Below are 24,329 nucleotides of genomic sequence, written 5' to 3'. Positions count from 1 at the left end.
GACGGATGACGAAGGTTCAACCCGACTGGCTTGCGCTCGCGACGCGTTTCGCGCAACTGCCCGACGCGCAGCGCGCGGTTTTCATCGACAAGCTCGGCGCGGCCGGCATCGACTTCCGCGTGCTGCCGATCCCGCCGCGCACGCCACGCGGCGACCGCGTTCCGGCATCGTTCGCGCAGACGCGGCTGTGGCTGCACGCACGGCTGATCGATGCGCCGGACGCGTACCACATCACCGAGCGCCTGGCGCTGACGGGCCCGCTCGATGTACATGCGCTGCGCCTCGCATGCGATGCGCTGATTGCGCGCCATGAAGCGTTGCGCACGACCTTCGACGAAGCGCAGGACGGCGTCGCGCAGACGATCCACGCGCCGCTGCGCTGCCCGTGGCGCGAAACCGATCTCGACGCGTTGCCGGACGCGCAACGCGTGCCGCGCGCGGAAGCGGTCGCGACGGCCGACGAAGCCGAACCGTTCGATCTCGGCACGGCGCCGCTCGTGCGCGCACATCTGATTCGCTTCGACGCGACGCATCACTGGCTCGCCCTGACCGTGCATCACATCGTGTCGGACGGCTGGTCGTCGGGCGTGATGCTCGAAGAACTCGCGGCGTTCTATCGCGCGTATGCGTCGGGCGAGCCGGTGCCGCTTGCGCCGCTGCCGATCCAGTACGCCGACTACGCGCTGTGGCAGCGCCGTTGGCTCGACGCCGGCGAGCGCGACCGTCAGCTCGCGTTCTGGCGCGAGCGGCTCGATCCGCAGCGCGGCGTGCTGACGCTGCCCGGCGCGACCGCGCGGCCGGCGCGGCGCAGTGCGCGCGGCGCGCGCCATGTGTTTGCGCTCGACGCGCGCATCGGTGCGCGGTTGCGCGCGTTCGCGGCCGCGTCCGGCGCGACGCCGTTCGCGGTGCTGCTCGCCGCGCTCGATGCGCTGCTGGCGCGCGCGACCGGCGACGCACGGATCTGCGTCGGCGTGCCGGCCGCGAACCGCGAGCGCGCGGAAGTCGCCGGCCTGATCGGCTTCTTCGTCAACACGCTCGCGATCGACGTCGACGTGCCCGCGCACGGCGATTTCTCGTCGCTGGTCGCGCGTACGCAGCGCGCGCTCGTCGACGCGCAGATGCACCAGGACGTGCCGTTCGAGCAGGTGGTCGACGCGCTCGGCGTGCCGCGCAGCGCAAGCCACCATCCGCTGTTCCAGGTGATGGCCGCGTATGGCGAACGCCGCGCGCTACCGGCGCTCGGCGCGGCGTCGGCCGCGTTGCTGCCGTCGGGCACGCCGTCCGCGAAATTCGACCTGACGCTGTCCGTCGAAGCGACGCCGGACGGCACCTTCGACGCCGCCTTCGTCTACGCGCTCGACCTGTTCGACGCGGATGCGATCGCACGGCTGGCCGCGCGCTTCGCCACGCTGCTGACCGATGCGCTCGCGCGCCCCGACATGCCGATCGGCGATCTCGACTGGCTGCCCGCCGACGAGCGCGCGCAGCTCTTCGCGTGGAACGCGCCGGACGGCGCGACCGCTGCCGAGCCGTTCGTCCCGGTGCATGCGCGCATCGCCGCGCATGCACACGCGCGGCCCGGTGCACGCGGCGTCGCCGATATCGATCGCGCGTTGACGCGCGGCGAAGTCGATGCGCGTGCCGCGCGCCTGGCGCGCCATCTGGTGGCGGCCGGCGTGCGGCCCGAGATGCGCGTCGGCGTCGCGCTGCAGCGCTCGGTCGACCTGCTCGTCGCGCTGATCGCGGTGCTGAAGTCGGGCGCCGCGTTCGTGCCGCTCGATCCGGCCCACCCGCGCGAACGGCTCGCGCAGATCGTCGGCGATGCGAACATCGCGCACGTGCTGACCGACGCCGCAAGCGCCGCGTCGCTGCCCGAATTGCCGGCGCTGCGCGTATGGCGCGCCGATGCGATCGATGCGCTCGACGAAGCCGCGCACGTCGCGCTGCCGGACGTGCTGCCCGGCCACGCGGCGTACGCGATCTACACATCGGGTTCGACCGGCAAGCCGAAGGGCGTGATCGTCGACCATGCGTCGTTCGCGCTGCATTGCGCGGCGATCGCCGAGCGCTACGGCGCGGGCGAGAACGACGTGTTCCTGCTGTTCCAGTCGGTCAATTTCGACGGCGCGCACGAAGGCTGGTTTTCGCAATACATGTCGGGCGCGGCCGTGTCGGTAACGGCCGACGTGCTGTGGCCGCCCGCGCAGACCTGCGCAATGATGATCCGCGACGGCGTGACGATGACCTACGTGCCGCCCGGCTGCGCCGCACAGCTCGCCGAATGGGCGCTCGCGCACGGCGCACCGCCGACGCTGCGTTCGCTGACCGTCGGCGGCGAGGCGACGTCGCGCGAGGCGTTCGCGATGCTACGCCGCGCGCTGCCGAACGTGCGCGTGGTCAACGGCTACGGCCCGACGGAAACGGTCATCACGCCGACGCTGTGGATGTTCCGGCCCGGCGACGATCTCGCGAAGCTCGGTGACGCCGCGTATCTGCCGATCGGCACGCTGGTCGGCGCGCGCACCGCGCACGTGCTCGACGCGCGGCTGCATCCGCTGCCGGTCGGCGTGATCGGCGAACTGTATCTGGGCGGCGAGGGGATCGGCGTCGCACGCGGCTACCTCGATCGTCCGGCGCTGACGGCCGAGCGTTTCGTGCCCGATCCGTACGGCGCGCCGGGCGCGCGACTGTACCGGACCGGTGATCTCGTGCGGCGCCGCGCGGACGGCGTGTTCGATTTCATCGGCCGCGTCGATCATCAGGTGAAGCTGCGCGGCCTGCGCATCGAACTCGGCGAAATCGAAGCGCAGCTCGCCGCGCACGACGCGGTGCGCGAAGCCTGCGCGGTCGTGCACGGGCAGGGCGCGCTCGCGCAGCTCGTCGCGTACGTCGAGCTGACCGCCGAAGCGCAGGCGGCCGCGCAGCCGGTCGAAGCCGCGACGCTCGATGCGCATCTGCGCCGCACGCTGCCCGATTACATGGTGCCCGCGCAACTGATCGTGCTCGACGCGCTGCCGCGCAACGCGAACAGCAAGGTCGACCGTGCGCGGCTGCCGGCGCCGGTGCGCGTCGTACGCGTGTACGAGGCGCCGCGCGACGGCGACGAAGCCGCGCTCGCGGCGATCTGGTGCGACGTGCTGAACCTGGAACGCGTCGGCCGCGGCGATCACTTCTTCGATCTCGGCGGTCATTCACTCGCGGCCGTGCGCGTCGCGACGCGCGTGGCCGAACGGCTCGGCCGTGACGTGCCGGTGCGTGCGCTGTTCGAGGCGCCGGTGCTCGCGCAGTACGCGCTGCAGGTGGCCGATGCGCCGCGCGCCGCGCAGGCGGGCGCCGCGGCGCCGGGCGTCGCGGTGGTCAAGCCGGACGCGCATGGCGTGTGGCCGCTGTCGCCCGCGCAGCTCGGCCTGTGGTTCCTGTGGCGCGCGCAGCCGGATAGCGCCGCGTACAACATTCCGGTCGCGCTGCGCGTGCGCGGCCCGCTCGATGTCGATGCGCTGCGCGCCGCGTTTTCGGATGCGGCGGCCGTACATCCGGCGCTGCGTGCGCGGCTCGTCGTCCGCGATGGCGCGCTGCCGGGCCAGCGGATCGACGCAGGCGTTGCCGTCGATCTGCCGCTGATCGACCTGTCGGCCCAAGCCGATGCGCCGGCCCGCGCGGCCGCGTTGACCGACGCGGATGCACTCGCGCCGTTCGACCTCGCAGCCGACGCGCCGCTGTGGCGCGCCCGCGTGTTGCGGCTCGGTGCGGACGATCACGTGCTGTCGGTGACGATCCACCACATCGTGTCGGATGGCGAATCGATCGAGCTGTGGCTCGATGCGGTGCGCGCCCGCTATGTCGCCCGCGTGCAGCGCCGCGCCGTGCCGGCCGATGAAGCCGTCCAACCGGTCGTCCAACTGGCCGTCCCGCTCGTGCTGCCCGCGCCGTGCCATCCGGCCCGTGTCGCGTACTGGCGCGATGCGCTTGCCGATCTGCCGTCGCGCGTGTTGCCGCAGCGCGCCGACGCGCCGACCGTGCCGCAATGGCGCGCGGCCCGTATCGCGTTCGAATTCGATGCACAGCTTATTCGTGCAGCGCGCGACGCGGCGTCGGCCTCGCATGCCACGCTGCCAATGCTGCTGCACGCGGCGCTCAACACCGCGCTGTTCCGTGCGACGGGTGCGGCCGACCAGCCGGTCGGCGTGCTCGCGTCGACGCGCGAACTCACCGGCGACGCGGCCCGCGCCGCGCTCGGCCTGTTCATCAACTCGGTCGTCGTGCGCACGCTGCTCGACCCCGCCGCGCGCCGCGCGGACGTGCTGGCGCAGGTGCGCGACACGGCGCTCGCCGCGTATGCGCATGCCGACGTGCCGTTCGCCGACGTCGTGGCTGCGCTGCGTGCGCCGCGTGCCGCGCAGGCCAATCCGCTGTTCCAGGTGATGTTCAACTACCTGCGCCCGACCGGCGCCGCCGCGCGCGACTGGGCCGGCCTGTCGCTGGCCGAATTCGACGACGTGCGCCATCGCGTCGTGTTCACGCTGGAGCTGGACGTCGTCGAGCATCCGGACGGCCGCGTGAGCGCCGCGTTCTCATATGCGGACGAACTGCTCGCACGCGATTTCGTCGAGACGCTCGTCGATCTGTATCACGACGAAGTCGCACGTTTCGCCGGCGCGTCGGAAGCCGCGCTCGGCGCGCCCGATGCGCGCGCAGCCACGCGCGCTGCGTTCGGCGCCCACGCGAATGCGGAAACACGGAACAACGCAATGCCTTCGCATGCCGTCGCCGTGCTCGCCGCGCTGTGGTCGGACACGTTCGCGACGGCCGCCCCCGAGCCCGACGCGAACCTGTTCGAAGCCGGCGCGACGTCGTTCGACGTCGTGCGCTTCGTCGACGCCGCAAGCCGTGCCGGTCACGCGCTGACGGTCGCCGACGTGTTCGCGGCGCCGACGCTCGCGGCACTCGGCGCGCGGCTCGATGCGCAAGCGGAAACGGGACAGGAGGCGCGCCATGCTGGCTGAGGTGCGTCCGGACGGATTCACGATGCTCGATACCTACCGCCTCGCGTTCGCGGACGGCCTGTTCGCCGCGCGCGACGGCGCGGAGATCCGCGTCGCGCAGGGCGACGGCATCGGCGCGCAGTTGCTGCGCGCGCAGCTCGGCGACGACGGCGCGCTGCGCCTCGTCGCCTACAACCATCGCGCGGCGCCGGCCGACCAGCGGCGGGCGCTGCTGGCCGCACTGGCCGCGGCGTTCTCGGACAGCGCGCGCCACGCGGCGATCCGGCTCGACCCGGCCGCGTGGCCGGCGGTCGCGCTCGACGCGCTGCGCGCGAGCGGCGTGCTCGCCGACGGCGGCCGCTGCCTGCGCGACGGCTGGGCGCAACAGGCCGACCTGTGGCGCGTCGGCCCACCTCTGCCGTGCGCGACGCTGCCGACGCTCACCGACGGCCGGCGTCATCCGCGCCGACCGCCCGCGCCGCGCGGCGACGTCTACGCGCGCGACCTGCCGGCGCTCGGCGTGCGCTTCACGCTGCGCGGCTGGCAGCCGGCGGAGGACGCCGAACGGCTCGCGCGCTGGTTCGACGAGCCGCGCGTGCGCGACGGCTGGCCGGGCGCACAGCCCGCGCCATGCGGCGCGGAAGGCCCGCAGGAAGCCGATCCGCACGTGACGTCGCTCGTCGGCTGTTTCGACGGCGAGCCGTTCGCGTATTTCGAAGCGTTCTGGCTGAAGGAGGACGCGCTCGCGCCGCACGTCGCGGCGCGCGATTACGACCGCGGGCTGCGGATGCTGGTCGGCGAGCCGCGCTGGCGCGGCCCGCACCGCGTGGCCGGCTGGTTGCCGTCCGTCGTGCATTACCTGTTTCTCGACGACCTGCGTACCGAAGCGGTCGGCTGTGCCGTTCCGGCCGGCCACACGCGGGTTGCCGACCATCTCGCGCGGCATGGCTTCGCGCGGCAGCGCCGTCTCGCACTGGCCGACGCGCAGCCGCTGTGGATGCGCACGCTGCGCGAGACGTTCTTCTCCGGCCGTCACGTCTGACGGGCCGGATTCACCGACAAGGGAACTGAGACATGCAGAGAGAAACCGTATTCGACCTGATCGGCGTGGGCTTCGGGCCGTCGAATCTGGCGCTGGCCGTGCGCCTCGCGGAGCGCGGCGGTGCGCACACGCTCGCCCATTGCTTCATCGAGCGCCAGCCGGAGTTCGGCTGGCATCGCGGGATGCTGCTCGATGACTGCCGGATGCAGATCTCGTTTCTGAAGGATCTCGTCACGATGCGCGATCCGAAAAGCCGCTACACGTTCATCAACTACCTGTTCGAACGCGGCCGGCTGAACGAATTCGTCAACCTGAAGAACTTCTATCCGACCCGCGTCGAATTCCACGACTACCTGAGCTGGGTGGCCGACGCGTTCGATGATCGCGTCCATTACAGCGAGACCGTGCTGGGGATCGAACCGGTGCGCGGCGACGGCGCGAAGATCGACGCACTGCGCGTGCTGTCGCGCGACGCGGCCGGCCACGAGCGCCAGCGCGTCACGCGTGCGCTGTCGGTCGGCGTCGGCGGCACGCCGGCGATTCCCGATGCGTTCGCCGCGCTCGGCCGCGACCGCGTGATCCATTCGTCGTCGTACCTGACCGACATCGACCGGCTCGTCGCGTCGCCCGACGGCGAGCGCCGCCGCGTCGCGGTGATCGGGGCGGGGCAGAGCGCGGCCGAGGTGTTCATCGACCTCGCGCGCCGCTTCCCGCACGTCGACGCGAACCTCGTGATGCGTGCCGGCGCGCTGAAGCCGGCCGACGACAGCCCGTTCGTCAACGAAATCTTCAGCCCCGAATTCACCGACGTCGTCTATGCGCAGCCGCACGACGCGCGCCGCGCGCTGCTCGAGCGCTATCGCGACACGAACTACGCGGTGGTCGACCGGCCGCTGATCGAGCAGATCTACGAAATGCTGTACCTGCAGCGCATCGACGGCACGCCGCGTCATGCGCTGCTCGCGAACAGCGCGATCGAGGCCGCGGTGCGCGCCGCCGACGGCCGCATCGAGCTGACGTTGCGCGACCGGATGAGCGGCGCCACGCGCGTCGAGCGTTTCGATGCGCTCGTGCTCGCGACCGGCTATCGCCGCGACACGCATTCGGCGCTGCTCGAAGGGCTCGCGCCGCATCTGGGCGATGCGCTCACGCGCGGCGACGTCACGCGCGACTACCTGCTCGCGACGCCCGAGCACTTCGCGCCGCGCATCTATCTGCAAGGCTGCTGCGAAGACAGCCACGGCCTGTCCGACACGCTGCTGTCGGTACTGGCGCGCCGCGCGGACGAAATCTGCGCGTCGCTCGAAGACGGGATCGCGCCCGCGCATGACGAAAGCGTGGCCCGGGCAGCGCACGAAAAACGACCGAACAACGGGGTGAGCGCGGGCCGGATGGCTTTCGCTCTTTGACAAAGGCGCGGTCGGAGACCGCATGAAAAAAGTGGAGCAGAAGAAGATGGAGTGGGCAACAGGCACGCGTTTGCGTGCGATCGCAGCCGCGGCAAGCGTGGCGTTCGGTACGGCGGCAGGGCACGCCTACGCGCAGACGGCGCCGGCCGTGAACGCAGGCGCCGTGGCGTCGGCCAGCAGTGCGCAAAACGGCGCGACGGCGAATACGTCGGCCGCCGCGCAAAACGGCACGCTGCCGGCGATCACCGTCAACGCGGCCTCGGCGGGAGACGGCACGGTCGGGCTCGTCGCGAAGCGCAGCACGACCGGCACCAAGACCGATACGCCGCTCAACGAGATCCCGCAGACGATCAACATCGTCACCGCGCAGCAGATCGAGATGACCGGCGCCACCGACGTGAACGCGGCGCTGCGCTACGTGCCGGGCTTCTCGTCGTACGGGTCGGACAACCGCTCCGACTGGTACGCGGCGCTGCGCGGCTTCACGCCGACCGCCTACGTGAACGGGCTGCAGGTGCCGAACACGATCAACCTCGCGAGCTGGCGCGTCGATCCGTACATGATCGACAGCATCAGCGTGCTGCGCGGGCCGACCTCGGTGCTGTACGGCGCGGGCGATCCGGGCGCGATCATCGACGTGCACACCAAGCTCGCCGACGGCGAGCGCGTGCGCGAAGCGGGCGTGCAGATCGGCAACTATGCGCGCAAGCAGTTCATGATCGACGTCGGCGACAAGCTCGATCCGGACGGCAAGTATGCGTACCGGTTCGTCGGCGTCGCGCGCGACGGCAACGCGCTGACGGGCCCGAACAACGACCAGCGCGTCGCGCTCGCGCCGTCGTTCCGCTGGCGCCCGGACGCGGATACGTCGCTGACGCTGTCCGCGACCTACCTGCAGGACTGGGGCGACATCTCGTCGAACTTCCTGCCCGCGCAGGGCACGGTGCTGCCGAACCCGAACGGCCAGATCAACAAGGACATCTACGAAGGCGACGGCAACTTCAACTACTACCGCAAGAAGCAGTGGTCGGTCGGTTACCAGTTCGAGCGCAACCTGACGCCGGCCTGGACGTTCCGCCAGAACACGCGCCTGATGCACCTGTCGCTCGACAACGGGTCGGTGTTCGGCAACGGCTTCTCGGATGACACGCTGACCACCGTCAACCGCTGGGCCGGCGTGTTCCAGATGAACTACAGCCGCTTCGACATCGACAACAACCTCGAGGGCCGTTTCGCGACGGGCCCGCTGCAGCACACGCTGCTGCTCGGCTTCCAGTACAACCGGCAGACCGCGACCGACAGCGAATGGCTGGCCGCCGCGCCGACGCTGAACCTCTACAACCCGGTGTACACGCCCGTCACGACGGCGGTGTTCACACCCGACTCGACGTTCCGCACCAACACGTACACGACGATGAACACGTTCGGCCTGTACGCGCAGGACCAGATCAAGTGGAACCGCTGGACGCTGACGCTCGGCGGCCGCGAGGACTGGGTCAACATGCGGATGGACGATCGCGCGGGCGGCACGTCGACGAAGGCGGACGTCACGGCGTTCACCGGCCGCGTCGGCCTCACCTACCAGGGCGATTACGGGCTGTCGCCGTACATCAGCTATGCAACGTCGTTCAATCCGCTGATCGGCGTGAACCTGGTCGGCGGCGGACTGCCGCAGCCGACGCGCGGCAAGCAGATCGAAGCCGGCCTGCGCTGGCAGCCGCCCGGCAAGAACCTGATGCTGAACGCGGCGATCTACCAGATCAACCAGACCAACGTGCTCACGTCGGCGCTGCCGAGCCAGGACACGACCGGCACGAAGTCGGTGCAGACGGGCGAGGTGCGCTCGCGCGGGATCGAGCTGAGCGCGACCGGCAAGGTCACGCGGAACCTGTCGGTGATCGCGTCGTACGTCTATCAGGACGTGAAGAACGTGCAGGCCAACGACGTCTCGCTGAACAACTGGCCGGTCGACATTCCGCGGCCGCGCCAGATGGCATCGCTGTGGACCGACTGGACCTGGTACACGGGGCCGCTCGCCGGCTTCGGCCTCGGCGGCGGCATTCGCTACCAGAGCGCGTCGGCCGGTGCGGCCGACAACTCGCTGACGGTCTCGAGCGTCACGCTGTTCGATGCGGGCCTGCATTACGACACGCGCAACTGGCGCTTCGCCGTGAACGGGACGAACCTGTTCAACCGCCATTACATCAGCGGTTGCCAGTCGATGAACGTCTGCATTTTCGGGACCGACCGCACGGTAATCGCCACCGCGAAATACAACTGGTGACGTCGCGCGCCGCGGCGCGCCGGCCGGCCTTCGTGGCCGGTGCGGGCCGGCCGCGGCGCCTTCGTCCGCTTTTCCACGACGCCTCCATGCCGAAGAAAAATCTCGTCTATATCCAGTCGCTGCGCAACGGCGCGGCCGATCGCGCCGGCCAGCCGGTCGCTTATCGGGGCGGCACGCGCTACATGAAGGCGCCGCTCGAATTCCTCGTCGAGCGCCTGAACGATTCGCCGCTCGGCGAACGCTACACGCTCCAGGGCGTGATCGTCGACGACGACGACGGGTCGCCGGCCGACCGCGCGAAAGTAGCCGATTACGGTTTCGCGCGCACACCGGGCCGCCCGTGGATCCTGCCGGAAGGCCTGACGGTGCAGGGCCGGCCCATCGACGAACTGTTCTGCACGATTGCGTCGACGTACCGGCGGCTGCCGCGCGACGCGCGTGAGCGCGTGGCCGGCAAACAGGCGTTCGAGCGCCGCCTGCTCGAACGCCTGCTCGAACTCGACGCCGACATCGTCGTGCTCGACGGGCTGCTCGTGATCCTCGACGAACTCGTGCGGCCGGGCGCGCGCTTTCACCGGCGCATCGCGAACATCCACCCGGGCATCACGGCCGACGCTTCGCCGTACCAGCGGCGCGGCGCGTGGGCGACGCTCGACGCGCTGCACGGCGCACGCGGCGAACGGGTCGACTGGGCCACCGGCGCGACGTCGTCCATCGAACCCGTGACGATGACGGGTGCGTCGTTCCACTACGTCGACAACGGTATCGATTCCGGCGAGGTGATCTGCGACGTGCTCGACACGCCGATCGCGCCGGACGACACGATCCTCGAGCTGCGCTGGAACAACTTCCAGCGCAGCCTGTTTCCGGCGCTCGAACGCGGGCTGCACGTGCTCGCCGATCGCCACGACGCGGGAGCACTGTGATGCAAGACACGCTGACGAAACCGGCCGGCGCTGCCGACGCCGTCGAAGGTGAAGTGGCCGCGGCGCTCGACGGCGCCGCGCACGGGCAGGCGCCGGCCGTCGTCGAGCATGCGCTCGACGCATGGCGGCCCGACGACGCGCCGGATGCGCTGCTCGCGACGTTCGTCGCGCTGTTCAACACCGACACGCGGCACGACGCGGCGACGATCTCGGTGCCGCTCGGCGGCGCCGATGCGGCGGCCGTGGCATCGTACGTCGCGCGGGCGGTGCGCGAAGGCGTGATCGACGGCGCGCAGGTCGCGGGCGACACGCTGCGGCTCACCGTGTCGCGCACGACGTTCTGGCAGAATCCGCGGCCGTGGCTGAAGGCGCCCGCGTCGGGCGGGATGCCGCTGCGCTACGCGATCACGAACGGCCACCGGCATCCGGTGCGGCCGCCGTCGCCGGCCGGCGAGATCTATGCGCGCGATATGCCGCAGGTCGGCATGACGTTCAGCCTGCGCACCGTCGACATCGACGCGCATGCGCAACTGTTCAGCGACTGGATGAACCTCGATCGCGTCGCGCATTTCTGGGATCAGCGCGGCACGCTCGACGAGCATGCGGCATATCTCGCCGAACGGCTGGCCGACCCGCACATGCATCCGATGATCGGCTATTTCGACGACACGCCGTTCGGCTATTTCGAGTTCTACTGGGCGAAGGAGGACCGCCTCGCGCCGTTCTACGACGCGCACGACTACGATCGCGGGCTGCACCTGCTGATCGGCGACTCGCGTTTCCAGAGCGCCGGCAAGCTGCATGCGTGGTGGAGCGGGGTGCTGCACTACATGTTCGTCGATGAACCGCGTACGCAGCGGCTCGTCGGCGAGCCGCGCGTCGACCACGTGCGGCATATCGCGTACATGCACCGGCTCGGGTTCTACACGCTGAAGGAATTCGATTTCCCGCACAAGCGCGCGGCGCTCACGGTGATCGAGCGCGATACGTTCTTTGACACTTTCCGGTTGCCGTGACGGGGGCGGGGCGCGCAGCGTCGGTGCGACGGTGTGCGCGGCCTTGCGATGCGCATGCATTGGCCGTCCGGTATATGGACCGCGCGGCCTGCGTCATGAAGAATGGATCGCTCCTCTCATCGACGACAGGCCGGCAGCATGAATCAGACATCCTCGACAACGTGGGACGCCACGGCGAATTCGCCTCCCGCCAAATTGACATATGCCAGCATATGTCTAAAATGGACGCATCGTACTCCCATGGAGTGGCTCATGCGCACCGTTTCCATTTTCAAGAACGCCCGTAACCAGGCAATCCGCATCCCGAAGGACATGGAGTTCGAGGGCGTCACGGAACTCGAGATCCGCCGCGAGGGCGATACGCTGCTGTTGCGACCGGTACGTCCCACGTGGCTGTCGTTCGCGAACGAACCCGTGGCCGATGCCGATTTCCTTGCCGAACGCCCGGCCGTCATCGAGCCCGGTCGCTTCGACCTGTCCGGCGACGCCGATGCGCCGACGGAGTCCAGCCGGTGACCACGCTCTACATGCTCGATACGAACATCTGTTCGTTCATCATGCGCGAGCGGCCGCCCGTGGTGCTGTCGCGGTTGCAGTCGTGCGTCAACGCGCAGCACCGGATCGTCGTGTCGGCCGTTACCTATGCCGAAATGCGCTTTGGCGCGGTTGGCAAGAAAGCGTCCCCGAAGCATGCGGAACTCGTGACGGCGTTCGTTTCGCGGCTGGATGGTGTGCTGTCGTGGGATTCCGCGGCAGTCGACGCCACCGCCGCGATTCGCGCGGATCTCGCCGTACGCGGCACGCCGATCGGCACGAACGATGCGTCGATCGCCGGGCACGCGATCGCGGCCGGTGCGGTGCTCGTCACGAACAACGGCCGCGAGTTCGGCCGTGTCGCCGGGTTGTCGCTCGAAGACTGGGTAGCCTGAGCGCGGCGGGGCGAACGCCCGATCGCGCGGCTGTCCCGCAGCGGCGCGTCACCCGTGCAGGGCGGGCGGGTCAGTGAGGAAGGTGTTGCGAAACGCGTCGAGATACCTATCGGCGTCATCGCTGAATTCACCCGGCAACAGCGCAAACGCGCGGGCCTGCAGATCCTGCCCGAGCGTCGCGTAAGTTGCTTCGTCGGACAACAGCGCGCGGATCGCATCGTGCGTGTGCGGTGACGCGATCCGCTTCGCATCGCGCGCGAGCAGCGCCGCTGCCGCCAGCGCCGGCTGAAAGCCATGTCGTTCGAGCAGGTCGGGCGCGACGTCCCAGATGCGCTCGCGATTGCCCGCATCGTGAAAATGCGTGAGCAGGAACAGCAGGTCGTACGCGTCGCTGTTCTGGCGTGCGCGCCGGTCCTTCCACGCGAGCAGCTTGAGCAGCGCGAGCGCCGGCAGGCTCGCCACCGGCACCATGATGCCGGCGCCGATCGACACGGCCAGCGCGGTATCGACCGCCTCCTGAAAACCCAGCACGTTCAGCACGAAGTCGCCGCCCGGCGGCCATGCGATTTCGCCGGGGGGCGCTTCGAGCGGCCCGAACGGCACCAGATCGAGCTCGGTGCGAAAGCCGGGGATGCCGCTGTCGAACAGCAGTTTCTGTTGATGCTTCGGCGCGCGGGCGAATTGCCCGGTCGCGACGAGCGCATCGACGAGCCGTTCATGAAACGGCCAGCTGACCGCGCACACCGCGACGTCGACGTCCCGCGTCGCACGCACCGGCCGGATGCCGTGGACATGCCACATCAGGAGGTCGCGTGCGGTCGCGCCGGCCACGACGAATGCCGCGTCGAGTTGCGTGCAGGCCGCGCCAACCGACTGCAGCAGCGCCACCGCCGCCGGCTCGAGCGGCCGGCTCGCATCGACTTCAAGCGGGCGGGTGAGCGAGGTATCGGTCATGGATATGTTCGGCGGCGGCAAGATTGCGGCTGTCTCCGGACGAGACGAGATCCGCATAGATCAGGAGCGGCGGCACGAGCGGCACATCTTGCTCGCGCCAGTCGAGCGTCGGCGAGCGCGGCCAGAACGCTTCCAGGATTTCGACGTCGCCGCGCGCGTCCGGACGCAGGCGGCCCTGCAGCAGCAGGCGGTTCGGCACGGCGCCGTGCGTATAAACGGTGATCGCGGCTGGTTTCAGGTCGTGCGTCAGCAGATCGGCCGCCGGCTCGCCGCCGAGTTGCGCATCGAAGGCCGCGAAATCAAAGCCGCGCCACCAGTCGGGGGCGAGCGCAGCAAACCGCCGGGCGGGCAGCTTCGCACGCAAGCGGCTCGGGTACAGCGCGACCCATTCCTGTACGAAGCGCGGCCAGTCGGGAATCAGGCGCTCGCCGTTGCGGCGCTGCCCGACGAGGCCGCGCGCGATCAGATCGTCCATCGCGAGATTGACCGTGCCGAGCGCGACGCCCGACGCGGCGGCAATCTCCCGATACGGCTGCGCGACGAGGCCCGGCTGCGTCGCAAGCGCGAACATCACGGCCAGCCCCTTCGGCGTGGTCGCGCGGGACGCCTGCCGGCGCGGCGTGCGGGCAGGTTTCGGCCGGCCCGCGATCATGACGGTCACTTCCGGCTGGATCAGGCATACGTTGCCGGCGGTGTCGAGAAACGGGATACCCTGGTCGATCAGGCCGGCGGCCAGTTCGGCGGAAAGATGGGGCGCGACCAGCATCAGCGGCCGCTCGCCGGAGGCGGGCGCGGTCCCACCGCCGCGGCGACGCAATTCCGCGAGCGCGCCCGCCAGCGATTCCACGCGAAGGCTCACGGCGACCGGCATCTCCACTACCTGTCCCGCCACGTCGAAGCGGATCATCGCGTCGGCACGCGCGCGGTATGCCGCCGGCACGCGCACGGGCCGCGCATTGAAGCGCCGGGTTACGCGGCCGAACGCGGCGCACGCTTCGTCGAGCACGTGCTGTTCCGACATCGGGAGAGTGGCGTTCTTGGGCATCAAGACGGATCGCTTGTTCACTTTTTTATCAGCGTACACAAAAAATGTACAAGCGTCAAAAAATGAACAAAAATTCGCAAGCCTTTGATGTGCTGGCGGTATTTCCGATATTCGAACGGTCATCGCCGGCGCCTCCTGAAGGGAAAATCGAGGTGGAGCGCGCAGTTTCGCGTGTTCGGTTCCTCCGCGGCAGTCATCCGAATGGCCGGCCCGCATGGCAACGTATGGCAACCATCAGTTGCTACCGCGACGACTATCCGTCTGCCCGGTTGCCGTCGAACTGACTATCCTTGCCTGCACATTCCCCACCGCACTTCAGGAGACGACACCCGTGACGCACAGCGTGATTCCCGCAGGCCTCGCCGACGAAATGATCGAGATCCGGCACCGCATCCACGCCCATCCCGAACTGGGTTTCGAGGAATTCGCGACGAGCGATCTCGTCGCGGAGCAGTTGCAATCATGGGGCTACACCGTGCATCGCGGGCTCGGCGGCACCGGCGTCGTCGCACAGTTGAAAGTGGGCGACGGCAAGCAGCGCCTCGGCCTGCGCGCCGACATGGACGCGCTGCCGATCCACGAAGCAACGGGCCTGCCGTACCAGAGCACGATCGCGGGCAAGATGCACGCATGCGGCCACGACGGCCACACGGCGATGCTGCTCGCGGCCGCGAAGCACCTCGCTCGCGAACGCCGCTTCTCCGGCACGCTGAACCTGATTTTCCAGCCGGCCGAGGAAGGGCTCGGCGGCGCGAAGAAGATGCTCGACGAGGGGCTGTTCGAGCAATTCCCCTGTGACGCGATCTTCGCGATGCACAACATGCCGGGCTTTCCGACCGGCAAATTCGGTTTCCTGCCGGGGTCGTTCATGGCGTCGTCGGATACCGTCGTCATCGACGTGCAGGGCCGCGGCGGCCACGGCGCGGTGCCGCACCGGGCGATCGATCCGGTCGTCGTGTGTGCGCAGATCGTGCTGGCGCTGCAGACGATCGTGTCGCGCAACGTGTCGCCGCTCGACATGGCGATCATCACGGTCGGCGCGATCCACGCGGGCGAGGCGCCGAACGTGATTCCCGATCGCGCGCAGATGCGCCTGTCGGTGCGTGCGCTGAAGCCCGACGTGCGCGACCTGCTCGAAACACGCATCAAGGAGGTCGTGCATGCGCAGGCGGCCGTGTTCGGCGCGACCGCGACGATCGACTACCAGCGCCGCTATCCGGTGCTCGTGAACGACACGGAGATGACGGCGTTCGCGCGCAGCGTCGCACGTGAATGGGTCGGCGAAGCCAATCTGATCGACGGAATGGTGCCGCTCACCGGCAGCGAGGATTTCGCGTTCCTGCTCGAGAAACGGCCGGGCTGCTACCTGATCATCGGCAACGGCGACGGGGAGGGCGGCTGCATGGTGCACAACCCCGGCTACGACTTCAACGACGCGGCATTGCCGACCGGCGCGTCGTACTGGGTCAAGCTGACCGAGGCGTTCCTGGTGTGACGGAGGATGCAAGACATGCGGCATCGGCCCGACTTCGTAGGAGCCGCATGCGAAATGTACCGAAAATTGGTAATGGTGACCGCATCGAAAGGAGGTGACTCATGTCGCGAAACACATTCGTTTCCCTTGGCGATCACTTTGCCGAATTCGTCGATGCTCAGGTGCGATCGGGGCGATATGGTTCCGCAAGTGACGTCGTGCGAGCCGGATTGCGGCTTCTCGAATCACACGAAACGCAAATGCGTGCGTTGCAGGAAGCATTGAAGGCTGGTGAGGCGTCCGGGGCGCCCAGGCCCTTCGACAGCGAGGCCTTCCTGGCCCGCATGCGGGCAACGCATGGCGGTTAAAGGCAGACAACTTCGGCTGACCCCGTTGGCTGAATCGATCTTGAAGACATGTGGCGCTATACCGCCGAGCGTGGGTCGCCTGAGCAGGCAGAGCACTATCACCGCGATCTGATTGGCACTATGGAAGCGCTGGCGCGCGGCAAAAAAACGGGGCGGATTTGCGTTGTTCGCGACGGGTATTTCCGATACCCCGCTGGCTCTCACGTCGTGTTCTACCGCGAAACGGATGAAACCATCGACGTTCATCCGTATCCTGCATCAACGGATGGGCATCGAACGACATCTGTAGTCGCGCGCGTCGAATGCCGTAGTCGCTACAAAGCAACGCTCAATCCCGACAGGCTTTGTGCCGCCCCGATGCAGGCACGGCATCGATCAGTCTAGAACGCGTCCCCACTGAACAACGCCACGACCGCATCCGGATTCGACGGCCAGTACATGTGCATGTACGTCGCGACGATTGCACCACTGCGATAGACGGCTTCGCCGCTGCCCGGCGCGCCGTCGGGGCGCGCGGCGCGCGCGACCGGTTCCAGCGGCGTCGCGAGCCGCGAATAGTGGAACGTATGGCCGCGCATCGGCCCGGTGCGCGTATCGAGCTGCTGCATGCCGAGCGCCGCGAACCGGCGCTGCATCGTCGCGTGGCCCGGCAGCAGGCCGAGCATCGGCGTCGTCGAGCCATCCACATCGGTCAGCGATTCGCACAGATACACCATCCCCCCGCATTCCGCGACGATCGGCCGGCCGGCTGCCGCATGCGCGCGAATCGTCCGTGCGGTCGCGGCATTCCCGGCAAGCGTCGCCGCATGCAGTTCCGGATAGCCGCCCGGCAAAAACAGCGCGTCGCAATCGTCGGGCACGGGTTCGTCGGCGAGCGGCGAGAAGAACCGCAGCGTCGCACCGAGCGCATCCAGCAACGCGAGATTGGCCGGATAGATGAACGAAAACGCCGCATCGCGCGCCACCGCGATCCGCTTGCCGGCCAGCGCGCGCGGCAGCGGCGCGGCCACGTCCGGTTCCGCGAACGCGACGGCCGGCGGCAAATCGGCCAGCGCCGTCTGCGCGAGCACATCGGCCGCGCGCTCGAGCCGCGCGTCGAGATCGTCGATATCGGCCGGCTGATGCAGGCCGAGATGCCGCTCCGGCAGCGCGATGCCCGCATCGGCCGGCACGTGTCCGAGCCAGCGCAGGTCGTCGGGCAACGCCTGTTGCAGCAATTGCGCGTGCCGCGCCGAGCCGACGCGATTGGCCAGCACGCCGTGAAACGGCAACCCCGGCCGGAACCGCGCGAGCCCGAAGGCGATCGCCGCGAACGTCTGCGCCATCGCCTTCGCCGAAATCACCGCGACGACCGGCACGCCGAACGCGGCCGCGAGATCGGCGCTGCTCGGCGTACCGTCGAACAACCCCATCACGCCTTCGATCAGGATCAGGTCCGCGTCGCGCGCGGCTTCGGCGAGCAGCGCGCGGCAGCCGGCCTCGCCGACCATCCCGAGGTCGAGCGCATGCACGCTCGCGCCGCTCGCGCGTTCGAGCAGCATCGGATCGAGAAAATCGGGCCCGGTCTTGAACACGCGCACGCGGCGGCCAAGCCGGCGGTGCAGCCGCGCGAGGCCGGCCGTCACCGACGTCTTGCCCTGGCCCGACGCGGGCGCGCTGACGAACAGCGCGGGGCAGGCCGGCATGCTCAGAACTCCACGCCGCGCTGCGCCTTCACGCCTTGCTCCTTGTACGGATGCTTGACGAGCCGCATTTCGGTGACGAGATCGGCCGCATCGATCAGCGCATCGGGTGCGTGCCGCCCGGTGACGACGACGTGCACCGACTCCGGGCGCGCGACGAGTGTCGCGAGCACTTCGTCGAGCGGCAGGTATTCGTACTTCAGCACGGTGTTCAGCTCGTCGAGGATCACCATCCGGTAGTCGCCGCTTTCGATCATCCGGCGCGCCTCGTCCCAGCCCTTGCGCGCGGTCGCGATATCGGCGTCGCGGTTCTGCGTGTTCCACGTATAGCCGTCGCCCATCGTCACGAAATCGCATTCCGCGACCGCACCGAGGAAGTCGCGCTCGGACGTATGCAGCGCCCCCTTGATGAACTGCACGACGCCGAGCCGCATGCCGTGGCCGAGCACGCGCACGGCCATCCCGAACGCGGCCGTGCTCTTGCCCTTGCCGTTGCCGGTGTGGACGATCAGCAGGCCCTTCTCCTGGGTGGCGGCGGCCTGCTTCTTCTCGTGGCCGGCGCGGCGGCGTTCGGCCATCCGCTGATGGGATTCGGAATCGGTCTTCATCGGGAATCGTCCTGTCGAAAGCGAAACAATGGGTTCAGAGCGGGCCGGCGAGCGCGACCGTCACGCCGTCCCGGATGGATTTGGGGCCGAGCAGCCGGCCGTGCGGCGCGGCGAGCTGCGCGCACGGCTCGGCCACGCCCGCGACGCCGAAGCGCGCGAGCGAGGCGTCCGACGGGCCGCTCGCGGCCAGTTCCGGACGGCTCGCGAGTTGCGCCGCATCGAACGCGACGAGCGGCCAGCCACGGCGCGCGCACAGCGTGCGCAGCGCACGGGCGCGTGCCTTGTCGGCGAGCGTCGCGACGAGCGCCGGTTCGGCGGCCGGGTAGCGCGCGAGCGCGGCGCGGATCGCGGCATCGAGTTGCGCGGCCGTGACGCCCGCGCGAAAGCCGACGCCGAGCGCGACGCGCATCATGCGCGGCCGCCGAGCGCGGCACGCACCGCCGGATCGTCGGCGAGCGCCGCGACGCGGCCGATCACGACGATCGCCGGCGAACCGATCCCGGCCGCGCCGGCGCGCTCGACGAGCGTATCGAGCGTCGCGAGCATGTGGCGCTGTTCGGGGCGCGTGGCGTTCTCGATTGCCGCGCACGGCGTATCGCCGGGCAGGCCGCCGTCGCGCAGCGCCGCGGCAATCGCGTCGAGCCGGCGGATGCCCATGTAGATCACGATCGTCATGCGCGTGGCCGCGAGCGCGCGCCAGTCGGGCTCGTCGGCCCCCGCGCCGTGGCCGGTGACGAAGATCACGCCCTGCGCGTCGCCGCGGTGCGTGACCGGAATGCCGAGCGCGGCCGGCGCGGCGATGCCCGAGGTGATGCCGTTGACGACTTCCACCGGAAAGCCCGCCGCGCCGAGCGCGACCAGTTCCTCACCGCCGCGGCCGAACACGAACGGATCGCCGCCCTTGAGCCGCGCGACGCTGCGGCCTGCGCGCAGGTGCGCGAGCATCGCGGCGACGATCGCCTGCTGCGGCGTCGACGCATGGCCGCCACGCTTGCCGACGTGCTCGATCAGCGCATCGGCGCGCGCATGGCGCAGCACGTCGGGGTTCACGAGATCGTCGACGAGCAGCACGTCGGCCGCGCCGATCGCGCGCACGGCCCTGAGCGTCAGCAGGTCGGCGTCGCCGGGGCCGGCGCCGACGAGCCATGCGCGGCTCATCGCGCGCGGCACGGCGCGCACCGTGTCGAAACAGTGGAACAGGGAAGGCGGGCGGCACATCGGCGGCCGGCGGGCAGGCAGTGCATGACGGATCGGGCGAAACCCGCGCGAACGCGAGTGGAATGCGCACCCCATCCGTCCCCCGCGGATCGGGCGTTCGGCGAGCATCGCGCTCGCCCCTTGCGTCGGCCGGTATCCGGGCTGGCCGCTTGCCAGGCCGCAGCCTTCCCGCCCGGTCGAAGGGCAGTGGCATCGCGGGCGGCCTGGGCGCACGCGCGGGAAAGCGCGTGGCGCGGGCGGCGTACCGTTGCGGGGACAGCACAGGCCGGGCGGATATCCGCCTCCTGTTTCCCGTTTAACTGCATGCACGGAATGCGCATGCGAGCACCGAACGCGGCGCATACGATAGCACAGGCGTGCAACGCACCAGCCGCCCGGCGGACCGGCTGCGCGGGGCGTCGGCGCGGCCCGCGAGGTCAGAACTTGTACGCCGCCGTCAGCGTGAACGTGCGGGGCGAACCGGGCATGATCTGCGCGAGGCCCGTCGCATTCGCGTAGTAGTCGCGATCGGTGAGGTTGACGGCCGCCAGCGTCACCTCGAGGTCGCGCGTGCGATATCCGGCCTTGCCGTCCCAACGGACGTAGGCGGGCAGTTCGAGCAGGTTGTCGCGATCGGCGTAACGCGCCCCTTCGTACACCAGCCCGAGTTCGGCGAAAAATCCGCGCAGCGGCGCATGGCTGACGAACAGGCTGCCGTTCGACCCGGACACGCCCGCCGACCGCTTGCCCGCGTACTTCGGCTCGGCGTCGACCACCCGCGCGTGTTGCCAGCCGATGCCGCCGCGGACGAACCAGTCGCCCGTGAGCCGGCCGGCGACACCCAGTTCCAGGCCGCGATTGCGCTCGAGGCCGGTGAGGTCGAAAAACCCCGGCCGAACCGGGTCGGCGACGCGGCGGTTGTACAGATCGAGCTGAAACAGCGCGAGCGTCGTGCTCAGCGCGCCGCCGCGCCAGTCGCTTTTCACGCCGATCTCGTATTGGCGGTTGTATTGCGGGCCGAGATCGTTGGCGTTGCCGCGCGCGTCCGGCGTGATGCCGATCAGGTCGCCGCCGACCGGCGCGAAGCTCTTGCTGTACGACGCATACACGCTGTGCGCGCTGACCGGCGACCACACGACGCCGAGCCGCGGGCTCCATGCCGTCGTCGTGCGCCGCGAACGCAGAGCGTTCAGCACGTTGGTCGAATCGACGTCGAAACGTTCGCCGCGCAGGCCGCCGAGCAGCTTCCACGCACGACCGAGGTCGATGCGATCTTGCGCGAAGATCGCGTAGTCGCTGACACGGTGGCGGTTCATCGCATACGGGCGCGGCGTCGAGCCGACCGGTGCGAGACGATCCGGTCCGGTAATCGGAACCGGCGCCGCGTCGGCCTGCCACAGCGTCGGGGTGCGTTTCTGCCAGCCGTATTCGATGCCGAACAGCAGGTGATGCAAGGCCGGTCCGGTCGCGACCTTGCCGCCCAGTTCGACGCCGGTCTGCACGTTGAGATGTGTCATGTCCTGCAGATAGCGTGCACGTTGCACGTGTCGGTAGTCGCGCGGCTTCGTGACGTAGCTTTGCGTGACGTAGGTATTGTCGAAGGTGCTGCGCAAATCCAGCACGCCCAGCGTATGACGCAGTTCCCAGTCGCCATCGAGCGCGTGCGTGAAGACCGAGCGCCAGTTCATGTTCTCGTCGCGGATGGTGTCGCGGCCCGCCGCGCCGAAGAAGGTTGCGCGCGGCGCGGACGGCAGCGAGAACGCGAACGGCTTGCCGGCCGCGTCGACCGCGGCGACCGGCGCCGGCATGCCGCGATCGGGCACGCGTCGGTACGTGTCGTATTCGAACTGCAGCAGCCAGCTTCGCCGCGCGTCCTGCCATTTGATCGACGGCGCGACGTACTGGCGCGTGCCGTCGACATGGTCGCGGAAGCTGCCTGCATGTTCGCGTCCGGCGTTGAGCCGCACGCTCCATGCCCTCGACAGCATCCGGTTCAGATCGACCGTGGCGCCGAGCCGTCCATAACTTCCGGTTGCCGCCGACACATGTCCGAAGTTTTCCGGCAACGGCTGCTTGGTGATCCGGTTGATGACGCCGCCGCCGCTGCCGCGCCCGTACAGCGCCGCCGCCGGCCCTTTCAGCACTTCGACGCGTTCGATGTTGCCGAGACTGCGCACGTATTGCGCATCGTCGCGCATGCCGTCGAGCAACAGGTCGCCCGCGGCGGAAAAGCCGCGAATGCGGAACGAATCGAAGCGCGTATCCGACGTATTGGACACACCCGGCACGCCGGCCAGCGCGTCGGCCAGCGTGCGGCCGCCATAGGACAGCGTTTCCTCGACCGGGACACTGTCGATGGTTTGCGGGATGTCGCGCGGATCGCTCGCGGTGCGGGTCGCCGTGCTCACGCTTTCGGCGCGCGGATCGTTTGGATGGCGGCGGCTGCGCACCTCGACCGCGGGCAGTTCGTCGTCGAACTCGGCCGCCGGGGCAGGGCAGGAAGCAACGCCGGCGATCGAGCACAGCGATAGGGCCAGCACAGGAAAACGCCGCCCGGATATCTGTCGTTTCGACATGGAAATTTAAGGATGACTGAGTGATTGCCTCACATGGCCGTTGCGCGTTTGTTTGCGTTTTTGTCGGGCGAAGTTTATCTCGTTTGATTTAAAACGACAATCATTCGCATTCTCCGCCGGCCGCTCGCCTTGACGCTCCCCGCACCGCCGCCTACACTCGCACGCGTTTTGGTGCTCGCGCGCGCCGCTCCGGCGTGCGCAGTTAAACGGGAAACAGGGAGCTGCCTGCGCCGCAGTCGAGCCAACCTGTGCTGCCCCCGCAACGGTAAGCGAACGCGTCGCGCGCAGCGCGATGCAGCGCCGCTTCGCCGCATGCCATGCGCATGCGGACGACCGCCACTGGATGCCGCGCGTATCCGGGAAGGCGAAGCGGCGTGTTCGTCAGCCCGGATACCGGCCTAAACGTTGGGGTTCAGCGCCGCGGGGAGGCGGCGCATCGTCCACGGCCGCAGCAGGCCCGACGCCCGGTGTTTCCCGCTGTCTCCGCCGATCTGCCCGCGCGCGAATGCGCCCGGCCGGCACGATGGACGGCAGGTGGCGCCGGCGAGGCCGCGGCAGCCGTGTTGGCATTCACGATGTCGACCGTTCGCAAGGAAGCACCATGCCCGATTCGTTGTTCCGCCCGTCCCGCGGCTGTCCGGCCGGACTGCGCGGCGACCTTCCCGCGTACCGTCCCGTGAATGGCCGCGCCGCCACCGACGCGACGATCCCGTCCTGATTCCATACTCGTCACCGGACCTACCATGACCCTACGCAAGCTTCCCGTCACGATCGTCACGGGCTTTCTCGGCAGCGGCAAGACGACGCTGATGCGCCATATCCTGCAGCACGCCGAAGGCCGCCGCATCGCGGTGATCGTCAACGAATTCGGCGAGCTCGGCATCGACGGCGAAATCCTCAAGGGCTGCGGCATCGGCTGCGAGGATGCCGACGGCGCGCAGGGTGAAGCATCGGGCCAACTGTACGAACTCGCGAACGGCTGCCTGTGCTGCACCGTGCAGGAAGAGTTCTATCCGGTGATGGAAGCGCTCGTCGAACGCCGCGCGGACATCGACCACGTGCTGATCGAGACGTCGGGCCTCGCGCTGCCGAAGCCGCTCGTGCAGGCGTTCAACTGGCCGACGATCCGCAACAGCTTCACGGTCGACGCGGTCGTGACCGTCGTCGACGGGCCGGCCGCCGCGAGCGGCCAGTTCGCGGAAAACCCGCAGGCCGTCGACGCGCAGCGCCGCGCCGATCCGAACCTCGACCACGAATCGCCGCTGCACGAACTGTTCGCCGATCAACTGTCGTCCGCCGATCTCGTGATCGTGAACAAGGCCGACCTCGTCGGCGACGCCGAGTTCGCGCGGATCGAAACCGCGATCCGCGACGAGATCCCGCCGCAGGTGAAGATCGTGCGCGCGACGCGCGGCGAGCTCGACCTCGCGATGCTGCTCGGCCTCGAATCGGCGTCGGAGGAAACGATCCACCTGCGTCACGACCATCACGGCTCGGCCGACGACGGCGATCACGATCACCATCACGACGATTTCGACTCGGTGGTGGTGTCGGGCGACGCCGGCACGCGCGAAGCGACGATCGCCGCGTTGCAGCGTGTGGTCGAAGCGCACACGATCTACCGCGCGAAAGGCTTCGCCGCGCTGCCCGGTGCGCCGATGCGGCTCGTGATCCAGGGTGTCGGCCGCCGCTTCGACAGCTATTTCGACCGCCGCTGGCAGGACGGCGAAACGCGCGCGAGCCGCTTCGTGCTGATCGGCGAGGATCTCGACGCGGCCGCGCTGCAACGCGCGTTCGACGCCGCGTGCGCGGCCGAGCCGCAACAGGCGTAACGCAC

At 69.3% G+C, this 24,329-nt stretch carries 20 protein-coding genes and 2 riboswitches; of the genes, 13 read left to right on the top strand and 7 right to left on the bottom strand.

Features of this window, described 5'->3' with window-relative positions; all coding sequences use genetic code 11:
- The first annotated feature begins 5 nt into the window (after positions 1–5).
- From HWW87_RS07925 to HWW87_RS07890, 8 genes are all read left to right on the top strand, one after another.
- Positions 6–5,003: a non-ribosomal peptide synthetase gene (locus HWW87_RS07925; protein WP_175819858.1), complete on the top strand. Its 4,998-nt coding sequence runs from the start codon at positions 6–8 to the stop codon at positions 5,001–5,003.
- The gene (locus HWW87_RS07920; protein WP_175819857.1) at positions 4,993–6,024 is read left to right on the top strand and encodes a GNAT family N-acetyltransferase; all 1,032 of its coding nucleotides are present in this window, start codon (positions 4,993–4,995) and stop codon (positions 6,022–6,024) included. Before HWW87_RS07925 ends, HWW87_RS07920 begins: the two co-directional genes overlap by 11 nt.
- A 32-nt stretch (positions 6,025–6,056) precedes the next feature.
- Positions 6,057–7,433, top strand: a complete 1,377-nt coding sequence (locus HWW87_RS07915; protein ID WP_175819856.1) for a lysine N(6)-hydroxylase/L-ornithine N(5)-oxygenase family protein — start codon at positions 6,057–6,059, stop codon at positions 7,431–7,433.
- 22 nt (positions 7,434–7,455) lie between these two features.
- Entirely contained in the window at positions 7,456–9,717 is a 2,262-nt protein-coding gene (locus HWW87_RS07910) for a TonB-dependent siderophore receptor (protein WP_175819855.1), read from the top strand.
- 86 nt (positions 9,718–9,803) lie between these two features.
- The gene (locus HWW87_RS07905; protein ID WP_174390948.1) at positions 9,804–10,643 is read left to right on the top strand and encodes a N(5)-hydroxyornithine transformylase PvdF; all 840 of its coding nucleotides are present in this window, start codon (positions 9,804–9,806) and stop codon (positions 10,641–10,643) included.
- Positions 10,643–11,659 (top strand): GNAT family N-acetyltransferase, encoded by a 1,017-nt coding sequence (locus HWW87_RS07900; protein ID WP_175819854.1) that lies wholly within the window; start codon positions 10,643–10,645, stop codon positions 11,657–11,659. The genes HWW87_RS07905 and HWW87_RS07900 overlap by 1 nt, the downstream gene beginning before the upstream one ends.
- Before the next feature lie 252 nt (positions 11,660–11,911).
- Positions 11,912–12,175: a type II toxin-antitoxin system VapB family antitoxin gene (vapB, locus tag HWW87_RS07895; RefSeq protein WP_175819853.1), complete on the top strand. Its 264-nt coding sequence runs from the start codon at positions 11,912–11,914 to the stop codon at positions 12,173–12,175.
- Positions 12,172–12,588, top strand: a complete 417-nt coding sequence (locus HWW87_RS07890) for a type II toxin-antitoxin system VapC family toxin (RefSeq protein ID WP_175819852.1) — start codon at positions 12,172–12,174, stop codon at positions 12,586–12,588. Before vapB ends, HWW87_RS07890 begins: the two co-directional genes overlap by 4 nt.
- Before the next feature lie 48 nt (positions 12,589–12,636).
- Here HWW87_RS07890 and HWW87_RS07885 read toward each other — a convergent pair whose 3' ends face one another.
- Together HWW87_RS07885 and HWW87_RS07880 are read right to left on the bottom strand one after the other, a co-directional pair.
- Positions 12,637–13,542: a nucleotidyl transferase AbiEii/AbiGii toxin family protein gene (locus HWW87_RS07885; RefSeq protein ID WP_175819851.1), complete on the bottom strand. Its 906-nt coding sequence runs from the start codon at positions 13,540–13,542 to the stop codon at positions 12,637–12,639.
- A complete protein-coding gene (locus HWW87_RS07880) occupies positions 13,511–14,587 on the bottom strand; it encodes a type IV toxin-antitoxin system AbiEi family antitoxin (protein WP_175819850.1) in 1,077 nt (358 codons plus the stop codon). Before HWW87_RS07880 ends, HWW87_RS07885 begins: the two co-directional genes overlap by 32 nt.
- A gap of 44 nt (positions 14,588–14,631) precedes the next feature.
- Between HWW87_RS07880 and HWW87_RS36940 the strand changes: the two genes are divergently transcribed.
- The 4 genes from HWW87_RS36940 (at position 14,632) to HWW87_RS07865 (ending at position 16,813) form a co-directional block, all read left to right on the top strand.
- Positions 14,632–14,871 carry a hypothetical protein gene (locus tag HWW87_RS36940; protein WP_208449930.1) on the top strand — a complete coding sequence of 80 codons (240 nt, stop codon included), beginning with the start codon at positions 14,632–14,634 and terminating at the stop codon, positions 14,869–14,871.
- Between the two features lie 47 nt (positions 14,872–14,918).
- Positions 14,919–16,082: a M20 aminoacylase family protein gene (locus tag HWW87_RS07875; protein WP_175819849.1), complete on the top strand. Its 1,164-nt coding sequence runs from the start codon at positions 14,919–14,921 to the stop codon at positions 16,080–16,082.
- A 101-nt stretch (positions 16,083–16,183) separates the two neighbouring features.
- A complete protein-coding gene (locus tag HWW87_RS07870) occupies positions 16,184–16,429 on the top strand; it encodes a type II toxin-antitoxin system ParD family antitoxin (protein WP_175819848.1) in 246 nt (81 codons plus the stop codon).
- 48 nt (positions 16,430–16,477) lie between these two features.
- Positions 16,478–16,813, top strand: coding sequence for a type II toxin-antitoxin system RelE/ParE family toxin (locus HWW87_RS07865; RefSeq protein ID WP_244107151.1), 336 nt, complete (start codon positions 16,478–16,480; stop codon positions 16,811–16,813).
- Here HWW87_RS07865 and HWW87_RS07860 read toward each other — a convergent pair.
- The 5 genes from HWW87_RS07860 to HWW87_RS07840 form a co-directional block, all read right to left on the bottom strand.
- A complete protein-coding gene (locus HWW87_RS07860; protein ID WP_175819847.1) occupies positions 16,810–18,114 on the bottom strand; it encodes a cobyrinate a,c-diamide synthase in 1,305 nt (434 codons plus the stop codon). The two genes, HWW87_RS07865 and HWW87_RS07860, sit on opposite strands and share 4 nt — an antisense overlap.
- A gap of 2 nt (positions 18,115–18,116) precedes the next feature.
- On the bottom strand, positions 18,117–18,719 hold the full coding sequence (cobO, locus tag HWW87_RS07855) for a cob(I)yrinic acid a,c-diamide adenosyltransferase (protein WP_006476035.1): 603 nt from the start codon (positions 18,717–18,719) through the stop codon (positions 18,117–18,119).
- A 34-nt stretch (positions 18,720–18,753) separates the two neighbouring features.
- Complete coding sequence (locus HWW87_RS07850; RefSeq protein ID WP_175819846.1) at positions 18,754–19,131, bottom strand: cobalamin biosynthesis protein; 378 nt, start codon at positions 19,129–19,131, stop codon at positions 18,754–18,756.
- On the bottom strand, positions 19,128–19,937 hold the full coding sequence (gene cobA / locus HWW87_RS07845; RefSeq protein WP_175820691.1) for a uroporphyrinogen-III C-methyltransferase: 810 nt from the start codon (positions 19,935–19,937) through the stop codon (positions 19,128–19,130). The genes HWW87_RS07850 and cobA overlap by 4 nt, the downstream gene beginning before the upstream one ends.
- Positions 19,938–20,046: 109 nt before the next feature.
- Positions 20,047–20,284: riboswitch (cobalamin riboswitch) on the bottom strand.
- A gap of 69 nt (positions 20,285–20,353) precedes the next feature.
- A complete protein-coding gene (locus HWW87_RS07840) occupies positions 20,354–22,456 on the bottom strand; it encodes a TonB-dependent siderophore receptor (protein WP_244107150.1) in 2,103 nt (700 codons plus the stop codon).
- A 188-nt stretch (positions 22,457–22,644) separates the two neighbouring features.
- A riboswitch (cobalamin riboswitch) is annotated at positions 22,645–22,909 on the top strand.
- Positions 22,910–23,235: 326 nt separating this feature from the next.
- Here HWW87_RS07840 and cobW point away from each other — a divergent pair.
- The gene (gene cobW, locus HWW87_RS07835) at positions 23,236–24,324 is read left to right on the top strand and encodes a cobalamin biosynthesis protein CobW (protein WP_049034055.1); all 1,089 of its coding nucleotides are present in this window, start codon (positions 23,236–23,238) and stop codon (positions 24,322–24,324) included.
- Positions 24,325–24,329: the final 5 nt, after the last annotated feature.

The organism is Burkholderia sp. BCC0419 (genome assembly GCF_902830285.1).
GTDB lineage: Bacteria > Pseudomonadota > Gammaproteobacteria > Burkholderiales > Burkholderiaceae > Burkholderia.
The sequence above is the reverse complement of the archived record's forward strand: the minus strand, read 5'-3'. Positions and strand labels throughout refer to the sequence as shown.

What these genes read in the sequence shown, in the direction of transcription:
- HWW87_RS07925 (WP_175819858.1), top strand. Translation starts at nt 6, where the DNA reads ATGACGAAGGTTCAACCCGACTGGCTTGCGCTCGCGACGCGTTTCGCG.
- HWW87_RS07920 (WP_175819857.1), top strand. Translation starts at nt 4,993, where the DNA reads ATGCTGGCTGAGGTGCGTCCGGACGGATTCACGATGCTCGATACCTAC.
- HWW87_RS07915 (WP_175819856.1), top strand. Translation starts at nt 6,057, where the DNA reads ATGCAGAGAGAAACCGTATTCGACCTGATCGGCGTGGGCTTCGGGCCG.
- HWW87_RS07910 (WP_175819855.1), top strand. Translation starts at nt 7,456, where the DNA reads ATGAAAAAAGTGGAGCAGAAGAAGATGGAGTGGGCAACAGGCACGCGT.
- HWW87_RS07905 (WP_174390948.1), top strand. Translation starts at nt 9,804, where the DNA reads ATGCCGAAGAAAAATCTCGTCTATATCCAGTCGCTGCGCAACGGCGCG.
- HWW87_RS07900 (WP_175819854.1), top strand. Translation starts at nt 10,643, where the DNA reads ATGCAAGACACGCTGACGAAACCGGCCGGCGCTGCCGACGCCGTCGAA.
- vapB (WP_175819853.1), top strand. Translation starts at nt 11,912, where the DNA reads ATGCGCACCGTTTCCATTTTCAAGAACGCCCGTAACCAGGCAATCCGC.
- HWW87_RS07885 (WP_175819851.1), bottom strand. Translation starts at nt 13,542, where the DNA reads ATGACCGATACCTCGCTCACCCGCCCGCTTGAAGTCGATGCGAGCCGG.
- HWW87_RS07880 (WP_175819850.1), bottom strand. Translation starts at nt 14,587, where the DNA reads ATGCCCAAGAACGCCACTCTCCCGATGTCGGAACAGCACGTGCTCGAC.
- HWW87_RS36940 (WP_208449930.1), top strand. Translation starts at nt 14,632, where the DNA reads ATGTACAAGCGTCAAAAAATGAACAAAAATTCGCAAGCCTTTGATGTG.
- HWW87_RS07870 (WP_175819848.1), top strand. Translation starts at nt 16,184, where the DNA reads ATGTCGCGAAACACATTCGTTTCCCTTGGCGATCACTTTGCCGAATTC.
- HWW87_RS07865 (WP_244107151.1), top strand. Translation starts at nt 16,478, where the DNA reads ATGTGGCGCTATACCGCCGAGCGTGGGTCGCCTGAGCAGGCAGAGCAC.
- HWW87_RS07860 (WP_175819847.1), bottom strand. Translation starts at nt 18,114, where the DNA reads ATGCCGGCCTGCCCCGCGCTGTTCGTCAGCGCGCCCGCGTCGGGCCAG.
- cobO (WP_006476035.1), bottom strand. Translation starts at nt 18,719, where the DNA reads ATGAAGACCGATTCCGAATCCCATCAGCGGATGGCCGAACGCCGCCGC.
- HWW87_RS07850 (WP_175819846.1), bottom strand. Translation starts at nt 19,131, where the DNA reads ATGATGCGCGTCGCGCTCGGCGTCGGCTTTCGCGCGGGCGTCACGGCC.
- cobA (WP_175820691.1), bottom strand. Translation starts at nt 19,937, where the DNA reads ATGTGCCGCCCGCCTTCCCTGTTCCACTGTTTCGACACGGTGCGCGCC.
- cobW (WP_049034055.1), top strand. Translation starts at nt 23,236, where the DNA reads ATGACCCTACGCAAGCTTCCCGTCACGATCGTCACGGGCTTTCTCGGC.